This is a genomic window from Neobacillus sp. CF12, assembly GCF_030348765.1.
GTDB lineage: Bacteria > Bacillota > Bacilli > Bacillales > Cytobacillaceae > Neobacillus.
The window spans coordinates 2,659,797-2,675,000 of sequence record NZ_JAUCEU010000007.1 but is presented as its reverse complement, the minus strand read 5'-3'; the positions used below and the strand labels follow the sequence as shown (position 1 = coordinate 2,675,000).

At 38.1% G+C, this 15,204-nt stretch carries 13 protein-coding genes, 16 tRNA genes, 2 rRNA genes, 1 pseudogene and 1 riboswitch (1 of these 33 cut by a window edge); of the genes and pseudogenes, 30 read left to right on the top strand and 2 right to left on the bottom strand.

The window, feature by feature from the left end; all coding sequences use genetic code 11:
- The 21 genes from QUG14_RS12715 to QUG14_RS12615 all read left to right on the top strand — a co-directional run.
- Positions 1 to 308 (top strand): 23S ribosomal RNA (locus QUG14_RS12715) (it extends 2,629 nt beyond the left edge of the window).
- Between the two features lie 130 nt (positions 309 to 438).
- A 5S ribosomal RNA gene (gene rrf, locus QUG14_RS12710) occupies positions 439 to 554 on the top strand.
- Between the two features lie 18 nt (positions 555 to 572).
- Positions 573 to 647 (top strand) — tRNA-Asn (locus QUG14_RS12705).
- A gap of 9 nt (positions 648 to 656) precedes the next feature.
- Positions 657 to 748: transfer RNA gene (locus QUG14_RS12700), tRNA-Ser, on the top strand.
- 23 nt (positions 749 to 771) lie between these two features.
- Positions 772 to 846, top strand: a tRNA-Glu gene (locus tag QUG14_RS12695).
- A 34-nt stretch (positions 847 to 880) separates the two neighbouring features.
- Positions 881 to 956: transfer RNA gene (locus QUG14_RS12690), tRNA-Val, on the top strand.
- Between the two features lie 180 nt (positions 957 to 1,136).
- Positions 1,137 to 1,210 (top strand) — tRNA-Met (locus QUG14_RS12685).
- A 3-nt stretch (positions 1,211 to 1,213) separates the two neighbouring features.
- A tRNA-Asp gene (locus tag QUG14_RS12680) sits at positions 1,214 to 1,290 on the top strand.
- 25 nt (positions 1,291 to 1,315) lie between these two features.
- Positions 1,316 to 1,391 (top strand) — tRNA-Phe (locus QUG14_RS12675).
- Positions 1,392 to 1,416: 25 nt separating this feature from the next.
- A tRNA-Thr gene (locus QUG14_RS12670) sits at positions 1,417 to 1,492 on the top strand.
- Positions 1,493 to 1,517: 25 nt separating this feature from the next.
- Positions 1,518 to 1,602 (top strand) — tRNA-Tyr (locus QUG14_RS12665).
- A 33-nt stretch (positions 1,603 to 1,635) separates the two neighbouring features.
- Positions 1,636 to 1,709 (top strand) — tRNA-Trp (locus tag QUG14_RS12660).
- A gap of 15 nt (positions 1,710 to 1,724) precedes the next feature.
- Positions 1,725 to 1,800 (top strand) — tRNA-His (locus tag QUG14_RS12655).
- A 30-nt stretch (positions 1,801 to 1,830) separates the two neighbouring features.
- Positions 1,831 to 1,905, top strand: a tRNA-Gln gene (locus QUG14_RS12650).
- A 4-nt stretch (positions 1,906 to 1,909) separates the two neighbouring features.
- A tRNA-Gly gene (locus QUG14_RS12645) sits at positions 1,910 to 1,984 on the top strand.
- A gap of 6 nt (positions 1,985 to 1,990) precedes the next feature.
- A tRNA-Cys gene (locus QUG14_RS12640) sits at positions 1,991 to 2,061 on the top strand.
- Positions 2,062 to 2,100: 39 nt separating this feature from the next.
- A tRNA-Leu gene (locus QUG14_RS12635) sits at positions 2,101 to 2,186 on the top strand.
- Between the two features lie 23 nt (positions 2,187 to 2,209).
- Positions 2,210 to 2,291, top strand: a tRNA-Leu gene (locus QUG14_RS12630).
- Positions 2,292 to 2,614: 323 nt separating this feature from the next.
- Positions 2,615 to 2,796: riboswitch (Lysine riboswitch) on the top strand.
- Positions 2,797 to 2,906: 110 nt separating this feature from the next.
- The gene (locus QUG14_RS12625) at positions 2,907 to 3,743 is read left to right on the top strand and encodes a transporter substrate-binding domain-containing protein (protein ID WP_289340899.1); all 837 of its coding nucleotides are present in this window, start codon (positions 2,907 to 2,909) and stop codon (positions 3,741 to 3,743) included.
- 62 nt (positions 3,744 to 3,805) lie between these two features.
- The gene (locus QUG14_RS12620; RefSeq protein WP_289340898.1) at positions 3,806 to 4,543 is read left to right on the top strand and encodes an amino acid ABC transporter permease; all 738 of its coding nucleotides are present in this window, start codon (positions 3,806 to 3,808) and stop codon (positions 4,541 to 4,543) included.
- Between the two features lie 22 nt (positions 4,544 to 4,565).
- Positions 4,566 to 5,300: an amino acid ABC transporter ATP-binding protein gene (locus QUG14_RS12615; protein ID WP_289340897.1), complete on the top strand. Its 735-nt coding sequence runs from the start codon at positions 4,566 to 4,568 to the stop codon at positions 5,298 to 5,300.
- Positions 5,301 to 5,349: 49 nt separating this feature from the next.
- Here QUG14_RS12615 and QUG14_RS12610 read toward each other — a convergent pair whose 3' ends face one another.
- The gene (locus tag QUG14_RS12610) at positions 5,350 to 5,931 is read right to left on the bottom strand and encodes a GNAT family N-acetyltransferase (protein WP_289340896.1); all 582 of its coding nucleotides are present in this window, start codon (positions 5,929 to 5,931) and stop codon (positions 5,350 to 5,352) included.
- 153 nt (positions 5,932 to 6,084) lie between these two features.
- Between QUG14_RS12610 and QUG14_RS12605 the strand changes: the two are divergent.
- The 6 genes and pseudogenes from QUG14_RS12605 to QUG14_RS12580 form a co-directional block, all read left to right on the top strand.
- Positions 6,085 to 6,186, top strand: a pseudogene (locus QUG14_RS12605) (aldo/keto reductase); the annotation flags it as partial.
- 558 nt (positions 6,187 to 6,744) lie between these two features.
- Positions 6,745 to 6,930, top strand: a complete 186-nt coding sequence (locus QUG14_RS12600) for a YhgE/Pip domain-containing protein (RefSeq protein WP_289340895.1) — start codon at positions 6,745 to 6,747, stop codon at positions 6,928 to 6,930.
- Between the two features lie 359 nt (positions 6,931 to 7,289).
- Positions 7,290 to 7,649 (top strand): RNA polymerase sigma factor, encoded by a 360-nt coding sequence (locus QUG14_RS12595; RefSeq protein WP_353961106.1) that lies wholly within the window; start codon positions 7,290 to 7,292, stop codon positions 7,647 to 7,649.
- Positions 7,639 to 8,025, top strand: coding sequence for a hypothetical protein (locus QUG14_RS12590; protein ID WP_289340894.1), 387 nt, complete (start codon positions 7,639 to 7,641; stop codon positions 8,023 to 8,025). The genes QUG14_RS12595 and QUG14_RS12590 overlap by 11 nt, the downstream gene beginning before the upstream one ends.
- Positions 7,907 to 8,410, top strand: coding sequence for a hypothetical protein (locus tag QUG14_RS12585; RefSeq protein WP_289340893.1), 504 nt, complete (start codon positions 7,907 to 7,909; stop codon positions 8,408 to 8,410). Before QUG14_RS12590 ends, QUG14_RS12585 begins: the two co-directional genes overlap by 119 nt.
- Before the next feature lie 313 nt (positions 8,411 to 8,723).
- The gene (locus tag QUG14_RS12580; protein WP_289340891.1) at positions 8,724 to 10,169 is read left to right on the top strand and encodes a spore germination protein; all 1,446 of its coding nucleotides are present in this window, start codon (positions 8,724 to 8,726) and stop codon (positions 10,167 to 10,169) included.
- Positions 10,170 to 10,345: 176 nt separating this feature from the next.
- On the opposite strand, the gene QUG14_RS12575 is transcribed toward QUG14_RS12580, so the two are convergent.
- Positions 10,346 to 11,239, bottom strand: a complete 894-nt coding sequence (locus QUG14_RS12575) for a 3-hydroxyacyl-CoA dehydrogenase (protein ID WP_289340890.1) — start codon at positions 11,237 to 11,239, stop codon at positions 10,346 to 10,348.
- Positions 11,240 to 11,464: 225 nt separating this feature from the next.
- On the opposite strand from QUG14_RS12575, the gene QUG14_RS12570 reads away from it, so the two are divergent.
- From QUG14_RS12570 to QUG14_RS12560, 3 genes are all read left to right on the top strand, one after another.
- Positions 11,465 to 12,361: a LysR family transcriptional regulator gene (locus QUG14_RS12570; protein ID WP_289340889.1), complete on the top strand. Its 897-nt coding sequence runs from the start codon at positions 11,465 to 11,467 to the stop codon at positions 12,359 to 12,361.
- A 596-nt stretch (positions 12,362 to 12,957) separates the two neighbouring features.
- Positions 12,958 to 13,983, top strand: coding sequence for an NADP-dependent oxidoreductase (locus tag QUG14_RS12565; protein WP_289340888.1), 1,026 nt, complete (start codon positions 12,958 to 12,960; stop codon positions 13,981 to 13,983).
- A 52-nt stretch (positions 13,984 to 14,035) separates the two neighbouring features.
- Positions 14,036 to 15,061 carry an NAD(P)H-dependent flavin oxidoreductase gene (locus QUG14_RS12560; protein WP_289340887.1) on the top strand — a complete coding sequence of 342 codons (1,026 nt, stop codon included), beginning with the start codon at positions 14,036 to 14,038 and terminating at the stop codon, positions 15,059 to 15,061.
- Positions 15,062 to 15,204: the final 143 nt, after the last annotated feature.

Below are 15,204 nucleotides of genomic sequence, written 5' to 3'. Positions count from 1 at the left end.
TCGTGAGACAGTTCGGTCCCTATCCGTCGTGGGCGCAGGAAATTTGAGAGGAGCTGTCCTTAGTACGAGAGGACCGGGATGGACGCACCGCTGGTGTACCAGTTGTCTTGCCAAAGGCATCGCTGGGTAGCTATGTGCGGACGGGATAAGTGCTGAAAGCATCTAAGCATGAAGCCCCCCTCAAGATGAGATTTCCCATAGCGTCAAGCTAGTAAGAACCCTGAAAGATGATCAGGTTGATAGGTCAGAGGTGGAAGCGTGGTAACATGTGGAGCTGACTGATACTAATCGTTCGAGGACTTAACCAATTTTTAATGCGAACTCGTTTTACAAACTTCTTCTGAAATTATCTAGTTTTGAGGGAATGATTTTTTTTCAAAAACCTCTTGAAAAATATCGAAAAGACAGTATAATAAAGATTGTCTTTGAGAAAAGTAGTCTGGTAATAATGGCGAGAAGGTCACACCCGTTCCCATACCGAACACGGAAGTTAAGCTTCTCAGCGCCGATGGTAGTTGGAACTTTGTTCCTGTGAGAGTAGGACGTTGCCAGGCTGCTTCAAATTTCATTATTCCGCAGTAGCTCAGTGGTAGAGCTATCGGCTGTTAACCGATCGGTCGTAGGTTCGAGTCCTACCTGCGGAGCCATTCTTTTATGGAGAGCTGTCCGAGTGGCCGAAGGAGCACGATTGGAAATCGTGTAGGCGGGTAACCCTGTCTCAAGGGTTCAAATCCCTTGCTCTCCGCCATAAAAACACAATCTATTATTAATGGCCCCTTGGTCAAGTGGTTAAGACACCTCCCTTTCACGGAGGTAACACGGGTTCGAATCCCGTAGGGGTCACCATTAGAATCTTAGCAAATATTAGTTTTCTAAAAATGGAGGATTAGCTCAGCTGGGAGAGCATCTGCCTTACAAGCAGAGGGTCGGCGGTTCGATCCCGTCATCCTCCACCATGATTTTTCACGAAGTGAAATAATCTTTAATACTTATTATCGCGGGGTGGAGCAACGAGCGTTACTTCACAGGATAAACTGCGAGTTGTATCAATCGAACTGCTTCTTGAGTAGGCTTTCTGAGATTGATACAGTCCATACAAACTATGGGCATGAGATAAGTGAAATAATTTCTATTGTCGCGGGGTGGAGCAGTCCGGTAGCTCGTCGGGCTCATAACCCGAAGGTCGCAGGTTCAAATCCTGTCCCCGCAATTCGGTCTGGTAGTTCAGTTGGTTAGAATGCCTGCCTGTCACGCAGGAGGTCGCGGGTTCGAGTCCCGTCCAGACCGCCATTTTTATTAAATGGCTAAATTATGTGGCTCAGTAGCTCAGTCGGTAGAGCAAAGGACTGAAAATCCTTGTGTCGGCGGTTCGATTCCGTCCTGAGCCACCATTTTTATTCTATTGATTATATGCTTGCCGGTTTAGCTCAATTGGTAGAGCAACTGACTTGTAATCAGTAGGTTGGGGGTTCAAGTCCTCTAGCCGGCACCATTTGGTTTTTATCATCATAATATGTGGAGGGGTAGCGAAGTGGCTAAACGCGGCGGACTGTAAATCCGCTCCCTCCGGGTTCGGCGGTTCGAATCCGTCCCCCTCCACCAAATTTTTTGCAAAGCAAAATAGTTAAATTTTATAGGGGTATAGTTTAAAGGTAGAACGAAGGTCTCCAAAACCTTTGGTGTGGGTTCAATTCCTACTACCCCTGCCAATAAATTTTATTGTGGCGATTGTGGCGAAGTGGTTAACGCACCTGATTGTGGTTCAGGCATTCGTGGGTTCGATTCCCATCAGTCGCCCCATAAAACAATCATTTAAAAATAAATTATCATTGGGCTATAGCCAAGCGGTAAGGCATCGCACTTTGACTGCGACATGCGTTGGTTCAAATCCAGCTAGCCCAGCCAATTTGCGGAAGTAGTTCAGTGGTAGAACACCACCTTGCCAAGGTGGGGGTCGCGGGTTCGAATCCCGTCTTCCGCTCCATTATATGGCGGCATAGCCAAGTGGTAAGGCAGAGGTCTGCAAAACCTTTACCACCGGTTCGAATCCGGTTGCCGCCTTCAAGAATTTAATTTATGTTTTATAGCGCTTTTCATTGCGCCGGGGTGGCGGAACTGGCAGACGCACAGGACTTAAAATCCTGCGGTAGGTGACTACCGTACCGGTTCGATTCCGGTCCTCGGCATTACCTTTACAAAATTTTATTATGCCGGTGTGGCGGAATTGGCAGACGCGCACGACTCAAAATCGTGTTCCGCAAGGAGTGTCGGTTCGACCCCGACCACCGGTATCTAAAAGGCACCCACAAATGTTGCTAAACCGACGTTTGTGGGTGTCTTTATGTTTTATGGGGAAGCCTAAAAATACCCTTTAAACAACAAGTGAATTTTTCATTGTAGTATTATGGACGAAAACTCAAAATGGGCTCTATAGTGACCGAAAACTCAAAAAAGAAGGAGTTACGGTCACAATAACCCCACAATAGTGATCGATAACTCGGATTTCCAAAATAACATAAAAGTCCCATTAGAATTCCCAATAAAATACAAGTTGACAGTTTTCGACAAAATGCTGTAGTATATTAATATAATTTAATAAGACCTCACTTTTTTACAGTGAGGTAGAGGCGCGGTATTTAACAGTCTTTAGTGGAGTATGAGAAGCAGTGATACTAAAGAGAAGGAAATGTCGCCGAAGTTTGTAATATTCTCAATATTACATGCTGGGTCTGTAGTTAAGAGCTGCAGGACTGTCTCAATAAACTCTCCGGTTTATTGAGTTGTGCTATCTCATTTGGGATAAAAGAGGGGACTTTAGGGAACGACGCATATTGCGACCTGAGTTTATCTCAGGTCGTTTTTTGTTGTTTTAATAATCTATGGAAAAAAACAGGAGGAGAGAAATCATGAAAAACAAGTTTACGATAGTTATAGTTTTGTTCGTTTCAACCATTCTTCTTTTAGCAGGATGTGGGACAAGTAAAAGTTCTGGTGCAGAATCATCAGATGATAATACTTTTAAGGTTGGTCTTGAAGCTGGCTATGCCCCTTTTAACTGGACTCAAAACGATGATTCTAATGGTGGTGTTAAAATCGGTGGCTCAGCAGAATATGCAGGCGGCTATGATGTGGAAATTGCAAAAAAGGTTGCTGAAGGTTTAGGAAAAGAATTAGTGATTGTCAAAACAGAGTGGGATGGCCTTGTACCGGCTTTAACATCAGGTAAAATTGATGCAATTATCGCTGGTATGTCACCAACAGCAGATCGTAAAGAAACAATCGACTTTTCAGATAATTACTACACATCCAATTTAGTGATGGTTGTGAAAAAAGGCAGCAAGTACGAAGGTGTGACTTCTATCCAAGATTTCAAAGGAGCAAAAGTTACAGCTCAATTAAATACCTTCCACTATTCAGTGATTGATCAAATTAAAGGTGTAGACAAGAAAACAGCGATGGACAACTTCCCAGCAATGAGAGTAGCCCTTGAATCAGGAATGATTGATGGATACGTTTCAGAGCGTCCAGAAGGAGTTAGTGCCTCAGCAGCAAACGAAAACTATGTAATGGTTGAATTTGAAGAAGGATTTAAAACATCAGCAGATGATACAGCAATCGCTGTCGGCCTTAAAAAGGGCAGTGACTTAACGGATAAAATCAATGAAATTTTAGCAGGTATTTCTGAGGAAGACCGCACAAGCATTATGGATAATGCTATTAAGAATCAACCAGCAGCAAACTAATCATGAGAAACCGGCTGTATAGAATCATACAGTCGGTTTTATACAGTAAAGGAGGATAAAAGATGAGTCTTGAGTGGGTCATTAAAATAATTGCAGAAAACTGGCCTATGTTCCTTCGTGGCGCTGGTTTAACACTGTTGATTTCTCTTATAGGGACGATTATTGGGGCAATCATTGGATTAGCAGCAGGGGTAGTCCGAACAATCCCCATGCCTGAACGTGGTGCCAAAAAAGCTTTGTTAAATGTGATTAACGCAATTCTATCAATCTATATTGAATTCTTCCGTGGAACACCGATGATTGTACAAGCAATGGTAATCTATTATGGTTCTGCGTTAGCATTTGGTATCGATATGAATGTTTTTGTTGCAGCGATAATTGTTGTATCGATTAATACGGGAGCCTATATGGCTGAAATTGTACGTGGAGGGATTGTTTCGGTCGATAAAGGACAGTTCGAAGCAGCGCATGCTATTGGAATGACACATTTCCAAACGATGTGGAATGTGGTATTGCCACAGGTTATCCGAAATATTCTACCGGCAACAGGAAATCAATTCGTTATTAATATTAAAGATACGTCCGTTCTGAATGTTATCTCCGTTACAGAGTTATATTTCGTCACAAAATCAATATCAGGTAATAACTTTAGATATTTTGAATCATTTTTCGTAGCCTGTATGATTTATTTTGTGATGACCTTTATTGTAACAAGAATATTGCTATACATTGAAAAGAGATTAGATGGCGCTGACAACTATACGATGATTGGAAACGATACACAAGTGAATCAAAAATAAGTAGAGAAGGAGGAGAGAGAATATGGAAAAGATTATTGATATTCAACATTTAAACAAATCCTTTGGAACGCATGAAGTATTAAAAGACATTGATTTTTCGGTGAACAAAGGAGAAGTAGTCTCCATTATCGGATCCTCAGGATCTGGTAAATCAACTCTTCTTCGTTGTATTAATCTATTAGAAAAACCGAGCGGCGGGCATATTATCTACCATGGTGAAAATATTCTGGATGACAATCATGATGCAGCTGATTACCGGAAGCATTTAGGCATGGTGTTCCAACAATTTAACTTATTTAACAATCACAATGTCATTAACAATTGTGTGGTAGGACAAATAAAGGTATTAAAACGCTCCAAGGAAGAAGCCGAAAGAGTCGCGATGAAATACTTGAAGGTTGTTGGAATGGACAAATATATCAACGCGAAGCCAAAGCAACTATCTGGCGGTCAAAAGCAGCGTGTGGCGATTGCAAGAGCACTTTCCATGGAGCCAGATGTGATGTTATTCGATGAACCGACGTCAGCTCTTGATCCTGAAATGGTAGGAGAGGTTCTAAAAGTCATGAAGGAGCTCGCTGAATCTGGTCTTACGATGTTGATTGTCACACATGAAATGGAATTTGCAAAAGAAGTTTCTGACCGTGTTGTCTTTATGGATAAGGGAGTTATTGCAGAAGAAGGAAGCCCTGAGCAAATTTTCAATAATCCAACACAAAAACGTACAAGGGAGTTCCTAAAACGTACGTTAAAATAATCATAATGATTACTATCAAAAAAGGGGGCCAAGGCTCCCTTTTTGGGTTCTAGTATAGGTCAATGCTTCTTTGGTCGTACTCAACCTTTAATAATGAATAGACAATGGTATCGTGATACCTAGACCGGTCAAAATCCTTTTGCCGCAGTATCCCGTCTTTATGGAACCAAAATTTCTCCATAAGCCTTTTTGAACCTAGATTTTCTGCAAATATGTCCCCAACAATGCGATTTAATGCAAGTTCATTAAATCCGAAAGGTAATATTCTTTTTAAAACCTCCGACATGAAACCCATTCTTTGATAACCTGGGTGAAGAATGGCTCCTAATTCTGCTTTTCTATGCCACATATGAAGCTTGTGAAGGCAAAACATACCAATCACTTCACTACTATTCTTATCGATAATCACCCATGGAATTTCTTTTTCCTTTTGAAAGTTTGCAAGATGATTCTTTATTTTCTCTTCCATTTCTTCAAGTGTTTGTACGGGATGAGGAGTGATAAATTTCATTGTCTCTGCATCGCTCATAAAAACGAATAATTTTGGGGCATCTTCAAGTGTGAGACTTCTTAATAGATACTTTTCAGTCTCAAGTGTAGGAATTTCCTTGTTTTCAAAACGGACCATCATTTTAAACACCTCTAGGGACTAATCAATTTTATTTAGCTACTAAACAAGTGGGTGATATCTTTGGATAACGAGAATGTCTTATTATATCGACAAATACGAGTGGTGACATCATATATACTTAGGTCAAATTCTTCAGTGGAAGTCTGCCTTTCTCTTGAAGATGCAGTAGGTGCACTATCAGTTAAGCTAACAGCTGAAGAAATAGCGTTTCTAGAGGAACCATATATACCACATCCAATCGTTGGTCATAATTAATTGTTTTGATGAAAGTCAAGGAACCTAATTTTCCATAATAGGCGGATTGGTTTTTTCTTTATCCTTTGGCTCTGTTATAACTGAATGATGTTGATTTCACTGTGTTTGAAAAATAAACGGTAAAATTCCGGCTAAATTGGGAAATACCCATATTTCCTTAAAAATAAAGGAAGTTTTTCCGTTTATATTATCCAAATCTTTAGATTGTGTCTTATTTAGAGCAGTTAATCGGAATATCTCCGCTTAATTCTACTTCTTATGCTTCCTCTATATACATTAGCAGGAAATTCTCCGCCTATGAATTCTCATACCTAAACGAAAATCAACAATGAATAATAACAGAGCCTATCCTTTAAGAATCGAATCTTTTCTAGTGGGGATAGGGGGAGAGCCTAACACATTTGTTTTGAGATAAAAACAACATTTATTACAACAATAAAAATATTATGTAGTGAAATGGGTGTGTTTTTATCAATGAGGAAAATATGGAGCATATAAACCACTGACTGGAAAAATATCTTTCGTGTTCCATCCGTGGCATTATTGGTGAATGGACTCATGCTGCTTCCTTCCGCCTATGCATGGTTTAACATCAAATCCATGTGGGATCCATACGGGAATACTTCAGGGATAATCGTTGTTGTTGAAGGATTTACCGTCTATTTTTTCTGTGGAAAATCAAATGCGGGTGAGCAGGTGTTAGTGATTCGGGAAAGGCTTAATGAGATCTCGATATTATTTTAATTTGAAATTAAGATTGTGAAAAAATGTACTTAAGCTATCGGAGCAGGATAATAGAATAAGGCTTTTTAATTAAGCATCGTCAATATATCGTCCTCTAAGGGGCGATTATATTTTTAGAAGAAAGATAAATAAATTAAAGCCAAATGATTTAATTCTCCGTCTAATAGGTGAAAGAAAGTTAAGGAGGTGGCTCGATTGTTGTATTTAATTAAGAAAGCACAAAAAGGCAATGATAAAGCATTTCTGACATTATTCCAGCAATATTAACAAGACATTTATCGAACAGCATTTGTATATGTAAAAAATCAAAGCGATGCTCTTGATGTTGTTCAGGAGACAGCTATCGTTCATTTAAATCAATTAAAAATCTTAAAGAACCAAAATATTTTAAAACTTGGTTAATAAGAATTGCGATTAGTTGTGCTATTGATTTGCTTCGTAAGCAAAAAAAACGTTGTTCAAATGAAGCCCCAATACGAGGAGTTCAATCTGGAGATGTAAATGAGGACATTGATTTAGAAATAACAGTTCTAGACCTAATCGAACGATTAAATGAAGATGAGAAAAGTGTAATTATTTTAAGATTTTACGAAGGTTTGACTATTAAAGAAGTTTCGAAATCCCTTGATATACCTTTGGGTACAGCAAAGACAATTTTATATAGGGCTTTAGACAAGCTCCGTAAAAAATTGAAAGGAGATGGTGTATATGAGCAATAAGATTAAACAAGAAATGAAAAGAATTGAAATACCAAAAGGACTAAGTGAAAGAAGTAAGATTGGTATTCTAAAAGCGAAGAAAGAAATGAAAAACAATAGAAAAGGATATAGTTTAACAAGTATTGGTATCGTAGCTGGCTTACTTTTATCCGTTGGAACATTGTCTTTATTTAATAATAATGTTTTTTCTCCCAATGGCACAACAAACAATCAAAATACACCAATTGCTATTAATAGTGATGGTGTAAAAATCCGATATGATTGGATTAATTGTATTCAACGGAAAGATTTATACTCAAACAAGAACAGAAATAGGTGCGGAAAATGCAAAAGCAATTATAGGAGAGAAACTTGGGACAACGAAAGGAACTATTGATGAATGGAGTAAACAAGAAGCCTATGATGAAGAATTTGCATCAACAATAGGAATAGCAGATGTTTTTTCTGCTAAAGGCTACGATTCAAATTTTAGGATAATGACTTACGGAGAACGAGATGGGGAACCTTACGCAGAGTTTTATGAAAACCTCAACGGAATAACAATAAATAGTGGCAAAGATGTTTTTGGTAAATTAAAAACGGTTGGTAATGTATCGAGTGCAGAATATAGAACATTCAGCGATTGGGATAAAAGCGTTGAGAATTATCATCTTATTGCCGATATGAAAATTTTAAATGATTTTGTTAAAGAGCTGAATAAAACAAAACCTTTCCTTCGTGGAGAAAATACGGACCCAATCAGCAATTCTCTAGAACAATGAAGATTTTAGGGAATTAACCATTCAGCTAAACGATAGTACAAAAGTGAAACTCATACTTCTCAAAGATGGCTATATCTATTATGGATATATAGGGCATATTTTAAAATGGATGAAGATATATTCTCAAAAATATGGAAACAAATTCAGTGATTTATCTAAGTTTGTGAAGGTGTACTTAAACTATTGAGTGCTTTCATTAAAGAACTGGCTGCAAAAAAATAGCAGCCTTTTTCTTTTTCTAATGGTGCAGGTTACGTAAAATAGTAATAGTATTTTTACATTTACTAATACTAACTTTAAGGGAGGAAGAAGGATGCCTAACATAGAAATTCAAAAATGCCTTAAAGAAAATATCATAAATATAAAGAATACTTTTCACGATACATCTGACCTTATCGTAAGAAATATAAAGGTGGGCTTCGAAGGTTCTTTCGAAATAGGAATTGTCTATCTGGACGGAATTATTGATTTAGATATTATTCAGAATTATGTGGTCAAGCCTTTATTAGAACAATTTAAAACTGCAGGTTTTGAGGAATCAATCATTGATCAAATAATTGAAAGAATTATTGAATCGGCAGATGTGAAAACCACTACGCAGTATAAAGAATTAACCGATGCCATCGTACAAGGGAATACCGTTTTACTGATTAACGGGTATCGAAAAGGAATCATTATACCATCTCCTAATTGGGTGGAAAGAAGCATTGAAGCAGCAATAGGAGAACGTACAGCAAGAGGTCCACAAATTGGATTAACAGAAAAAATGAAAACAAATATTAATTTGATTAGAAGTTCATTAAAAACTCCCGATTTTTGTGTAGAAACAGTAGAATTTGGCTCTTTTTCACCAACATCTGTTTCTGTATTATATATTGAAGATATTGTTGATAAAAGAATATTAAAAGAAGTTAAAAAGAGGCTAAAAAGTCTAACCATAAAGTATGTCCTTAGTGAAAGAGTATTGGAGGATGTGTTAGAAGGAAAACCAAAGTCTTTTTTTCCTCGGGTAAGACATTCAGAACGAATTGACGGGGTAGTATCTTCCTTATTCGAAGGAAGAGTGGTAGTGATTGTGGATGGGTACCCTTTCGCCATCATAGCCCCTGCTTTATTTATTGATTTTATGCATGCCCCTGATGACTATCATATATCAATGGGCAGGTTTACTAACCGAATCATGCGATTGATTGCCTTTATATTAGCAGTATATCTGCCTGGCGTTTATATTACGATCGCAAATTTTCATAAAGATGATTTGCCAGGCAAAATTTCAAAAGCAATTATTTCTAAGGATGAGCTCTTGCCAACATTTTGGGAAATTTTTATTCTTTTATTTTTGATCAGAATGCTAGTAGATGTTGCGTTTCGTCTTCCGAAAAGTGGGGTAATTTTGGTATCTTTAATTGGAACCATAGTAATTGGCGAAACAGCGGTTACTGCTAAATTAATCCATCCAGTCAGTCTAATCGTTATCGGGATAACCGCTCTTTCTAGTTTCTTAGGGGCTAACAGAGGTCTAGTTGCACCTGATGCCACTTTAAGGATGCTTTTTTTGATTATTGCTAATTTTTTTGGGTTTAACGGTTTAATCATTGCTACAACCATTCTAATCATTTATATGGTGAGTCTAAAATCAGTAGGTGTTCCCTACCTTTCACCTTTAATTCCATTTAAAATGCAGGAATTAAAAGATACATTTTATAGAGAAGATTTACAGAAACTTATTAAAAGCAAACATACTTATACCCGAAGATAAGGGTTACTATTTGCATAGTAATTTCTTCTGTTGTTTAAGCAGTCGCTGAAAAAAATTTCAAATGATGTTTGAAACATATTTTGCATAAAATTGCGAAATCGTTAAAATAAACGAACTCTATTATAGGATATATGCAAAAAAATCACAACCGATAATGGATGTGATTTTTCTATTTTTTATTTTAAGAAATCGCTGTCTAAATATTTAGGATTTGGATATTTATAGAATCCTTCACCAGTTTGTTTTCCTAGTTTTCCTTTATCGATCAGTTCTCTTTTCAGATAATCCGCTATTTGAGCACTTTCTTCATCACCTTGTTCTCCCATTGATTTAGCAACATTATAGGCAGTATTAATTCCAATAATATCTAGCCATGCGAATGGACCAAATGGTGCTCCTGCGGTAAGCATCCATGTTTTGTCAATGGATTCTGGGTCAGAAACTCCGTTTATAAGTAATTTTTGAGCTGCGAATAAAAACGGAACAAGTAGCGAATTCATTACATATCCCGGTTGTTCTTTATGAATCGGAATTGGCACCATTCCAATTACTTTTGCAAATTCGATGACTTCATTAAAGTATTCTTCTTTTGTTCCTGGGTGTTTCATAATTTCTGCAACATTAAATTTCCAAATTTCATTAGCGAAATGCAATGCTAAGAATTTATGAGGTCTACCTGTAAATTCAGCGAACTGACTTGGTAACAAGGTGGAAGTGTTAGAAGCAAAAACAGTCTTTTCTGGTGCAACTTTAGCTAATTTTTGATAAAAATCTTTTTTAACTTCAACCAATTCAGGAATCGCTTCAATAACTAAATCTGCGTTTTCAACCGCTTTCGCCAAATCGGTATACAGTGTTAATCGGTTATATGCAGCTTCCAATTCTTCATGTGTAGCTACGATATCATCTTTGTAACGTTCCATGTAGTATTTGAAACGCGTATCCGTCATTTCTAATGCGCTATCGTTGATATCGTATAAGGATACTTCAAAACCTTTAAAAGCTGCTTGGAATGCAATTTGACTTCCTAAAACTCCTCCACCAGCAACAGTAATGTTTTTATAATTCATATATAAATTCCCCCTATACTTTATTAACGTTATTCTAGCCTTTTTTATTTGTCCCCAAACAATCTTGCACTTTGTTTTTCCTTCTAACCTGATTAATCGTGTGATTTTCTACTTCAATTGCCTATTCAGGATGAGTATTTGTATTTATTTTATAATTTCATTATTATTAAAGTAAAATTAATAGTTGTTAATTAGAATTAAGTTCAGCTTAAATGGGAGGTAAAAATGTATATTGAACAATTAGAATATATTCTTGAAGTTGCCAAAACAGGTTCGATTATTAATGCATCAAAAAATCTGCACGTATCTCCATCAGGAATTAGCCAGTCAATTACACAATTAGAAGATGAATTAGGAGTAAAAATATTTATTCGATCACGGGGGCAAAACGCGGTACCAACGTATGAAGGAGAATTAGTCATCAAACAAGCCATTCAGATATTGATGAACGTTCATAAGCTGCAAGAAATGGTAAGTTCTTTTAGCACCTTAAATAGGGGGGACATGAAGGTAGCAGCTATAACAGGTGTAATGCCCATTTTGCTCAAAGCAAAGTCCAGTATTAAGACTGATTATCCTCTCATGGATTTTCAAATTACTGAAAGTAGTACAGAAGAAATTATCCATGATGTGAAACAGCATAAAATTGATATAGGGTTGATTGCTGGGAACGAGTTGAATATTGATGATGATTTAAGCAGTGAACTGTTATTGGAATCTGAAATTAAGGTTTATGTAAATAGAAATTCTTTGTTAGCTTGCAACAAAAGCGTAAAGCCTCAAGAACTGATAAATTCGCCTTTTATTATATATAAAGATGACTATTTTAAGTGGTTAACACAGGAATTATTCCGTGATTTGGGAGAAATTAATATCGTGTTTACATCGAGTAATGTTGATGTGATTAAAAGTGCTGTGGCAGAAGATATTGGAATAAGCTTGGCACCGGACTATTACATGAAAAATGATCCCTATGTCTTAAATGGAAAGGTAATCCCTCTCGAAATAGATGTAAATAAAAAAATCACTACTATTTCCATTCACGTGGTTTGGTCAAAGGATAAACATTCATCAAGCTTGATCCATAAATTTGTAAAATATCTGAAATCATGTCTACAGTAACAACCCATAATAAAATATTATGATAGAAAATTTGACCTGCTCCTGATGCTTATCGAGCAGGTTTTTATGTGAATAATTTTCTATGTGTAGCGACACTTTTAATTTCCATTTAAGCTGAACTTAATTCTAATTAACTATTATTAATTTTACTTTAATAAAAATGGAGTTATAAAATTAAAATGCAATCCTGAATAGTAAATTTTAGTTAAATCTAGAGAAACCTAAATTGATGGCAAAGTCCGTAGAACGATTGGAGAAGAACGGATGCTTAATGCTGCTAAAAAATTTAGCGAGATTCCAGAAGTAGATGAAGACACAGCTGTGCGGCAGTTAGGCGTGTCTCCCCGCCAATGGAGGCAGAATGGTAACAATTATCTATTAAAGGAGGTGAAGAAGAAATGACTAAAAAAAATATGTAATCCATTTTCCCGTTTACCTCTTTGAGACAGAACCATTTCCTTTTTTAAAAGACATTTATTACCTTTTCGGCGCGTGGATTATACCCTAGTGAGACGGGTTCACTTAGATCTTGAATAAACACATCCATATATGTTGTGTTGCTTCTCTAAAATAAAAGTAGTTTAGGAGTGTTTAAAATGACCAAAGCCAATCAGCAAATTATCTTGGCCAGCAGACCAAAAGGGATGCCAACCGACGAAAATTTTAGGATGATTGAACAACCAGTGCCTCAAGCGAATGAAGGGGAAGTTCTCATTCGCACGCTGTACCTATCAGTAGATCCATATATGCGTGGCAGGATGAATGACCGAAAATCTTATATTCCACCTTTTCAGATAAACGAAGTAGTCACGGGTGGTGTTGTGGGCGAGGTCATAGAATCGAATGATCCTGACTTTAAAGAAGGAGACATTGTCCTCGGGACCCTCGGCTGGCAGAAATATTCAGTTGCGAAAGGGAAGCACGTAAGAAAAATAAATACGGACATTGCACCTATTACGACATCTCTGGGCGTATTAGGGATGCCGGGTCTGACCGCTTACTTTGGATTGCTAGATATCGGTCAACCAAAAGCCGGGGAGACAGTTGTCGTATCCGGGGCTGCGGGTGCCGTGGGTATGGTTGTGGGACAAATCGCAAAGATCAAAGGTTGTAGAGTCGTGGGGATTGCCGGGTCTGGTGAAAAAAATAAATACCTGGTTGACGATTTGGGATTTGATGCTGCTATCAACTACAAAACAACGTCTAATTTGAAGACAGCTTTGGCAGAAGCATGTCCGAATGGGGTAGATATCTACTTTGATAATGTCGGGGGTTCTATTTCTGATGCTGTCATGTCGCTTCTTAATAATAAAGCCCGCATTCCGTTGTGTGGTCAAATTGCATTGTACAACTTAGAAAAAGTGGATACAGGGCCTCGTATCCAATCCCAACTGCTGGTTACCAGTTCATTAATGAAAGGTTATATAGTTAGTGACTACTCGGATCGCTTTGGTGAAGGGATCTCCCAATTGGCGGAATGGGTATCGGAAGGTAGATTAAAATACAAAGAAAACATCGTTGAAGGCCTTGAAAATACAGTAAATGCCTTCCTTGGGTTGTTTACAGGAGAAAACCTCGGAAAACAGCTTGTGAAAGTAGCTGATCCGTCACTCTCAAAATAAATAAGTAATTACAAAAGAAAATTAACCGTTAGAACGGAGGAATAGAGACCGCATGTCAAAAATGCCGTCAATACTTAAAAGATTGAGAATTCCTGTAATCGGCTCACCACTTTTCATAATTAGTAATCCCAAGTTAGTAATCGCGCAATGTAAAGCTGGAATCGTTGGATCTATGCCCGCTCTGAATGCTAGGCCCGCCTCATTGCTCGACGAATGGTTGGCGGAAATTACGGAGGAGCTCGCATCTCATAACGCACGACATCCAGATCGACCAGCCGCGCCGTTTGCCATTAATCAGATTGTGCACAAGTCTAATGATCGGATAGAACACGACATGGAAATGTGTGCGAAGTACAAAGTTCCCATCATTATTACGTCCCTTGGTGCACGCGAGGATATAAATGTTGCAGTACACAACTACGGAGGATTTGTTTTGCATGATGTGACCAATAACACTTTTGCGCACAAGGCAATCGAAAAAGGTGCAGACGGTTTAATTGCAGTTGCCACAGGTGCTGGCGGTCATGCTGGCATGAAGAGCCCGTTTGCATTGATTCAAGAAATTCGACAATGGTTCGACGGTCCGCTAGCTTTGGCTGGATCTATCGCTAACGGGAGCGGGGTACTGGCCGCCCAAGCCATGGGGGCTGATTTTGCTTATATAGGATCGCCTTTCATTGCGACTCACGAAGCACGTGCTTCAGATGCGTATAAGCAAGCAATCGTAGAGTGTACGTCTGACGACATTGTTTATAGTAATCTCTTCACTGGTGTGAATGGGAATTATCTTGCACCATCAATCCGAGCTGCAGGTTTGGATCCCAACACACTTCCCGAAAGCGATCCAACTAAGATGAATTTTGCAGGGGAGGCGAAGCCGTGGAAGGATATCTGGGGTTGTGGTCAGGGCATCGGAGTTATTAATGAGATCACAAGTACAGCAGCGTTCGTGGATAAGCTCCATCAAGAGTACTTTGCAGTAAGAGATAGATTAATCATATCCGGTCGAGAGAATTCTCCTAACTGCACAAATTCTCGTTCATCGACTCTGTCCGCTGGTATTGTAGAAATAAAGTAGACAGCCTCTTTACTTCGACTTTTATTAAACTTTAGCTGTGTGCTGGTTATAAATACTTAGGGAAGATACAAAGGTGTAAAGTTTCTAAGTCATTGTAACATTTGGGTAAGCCTCGAGAGAGGTTTCCCTACTTTATTTTGTCC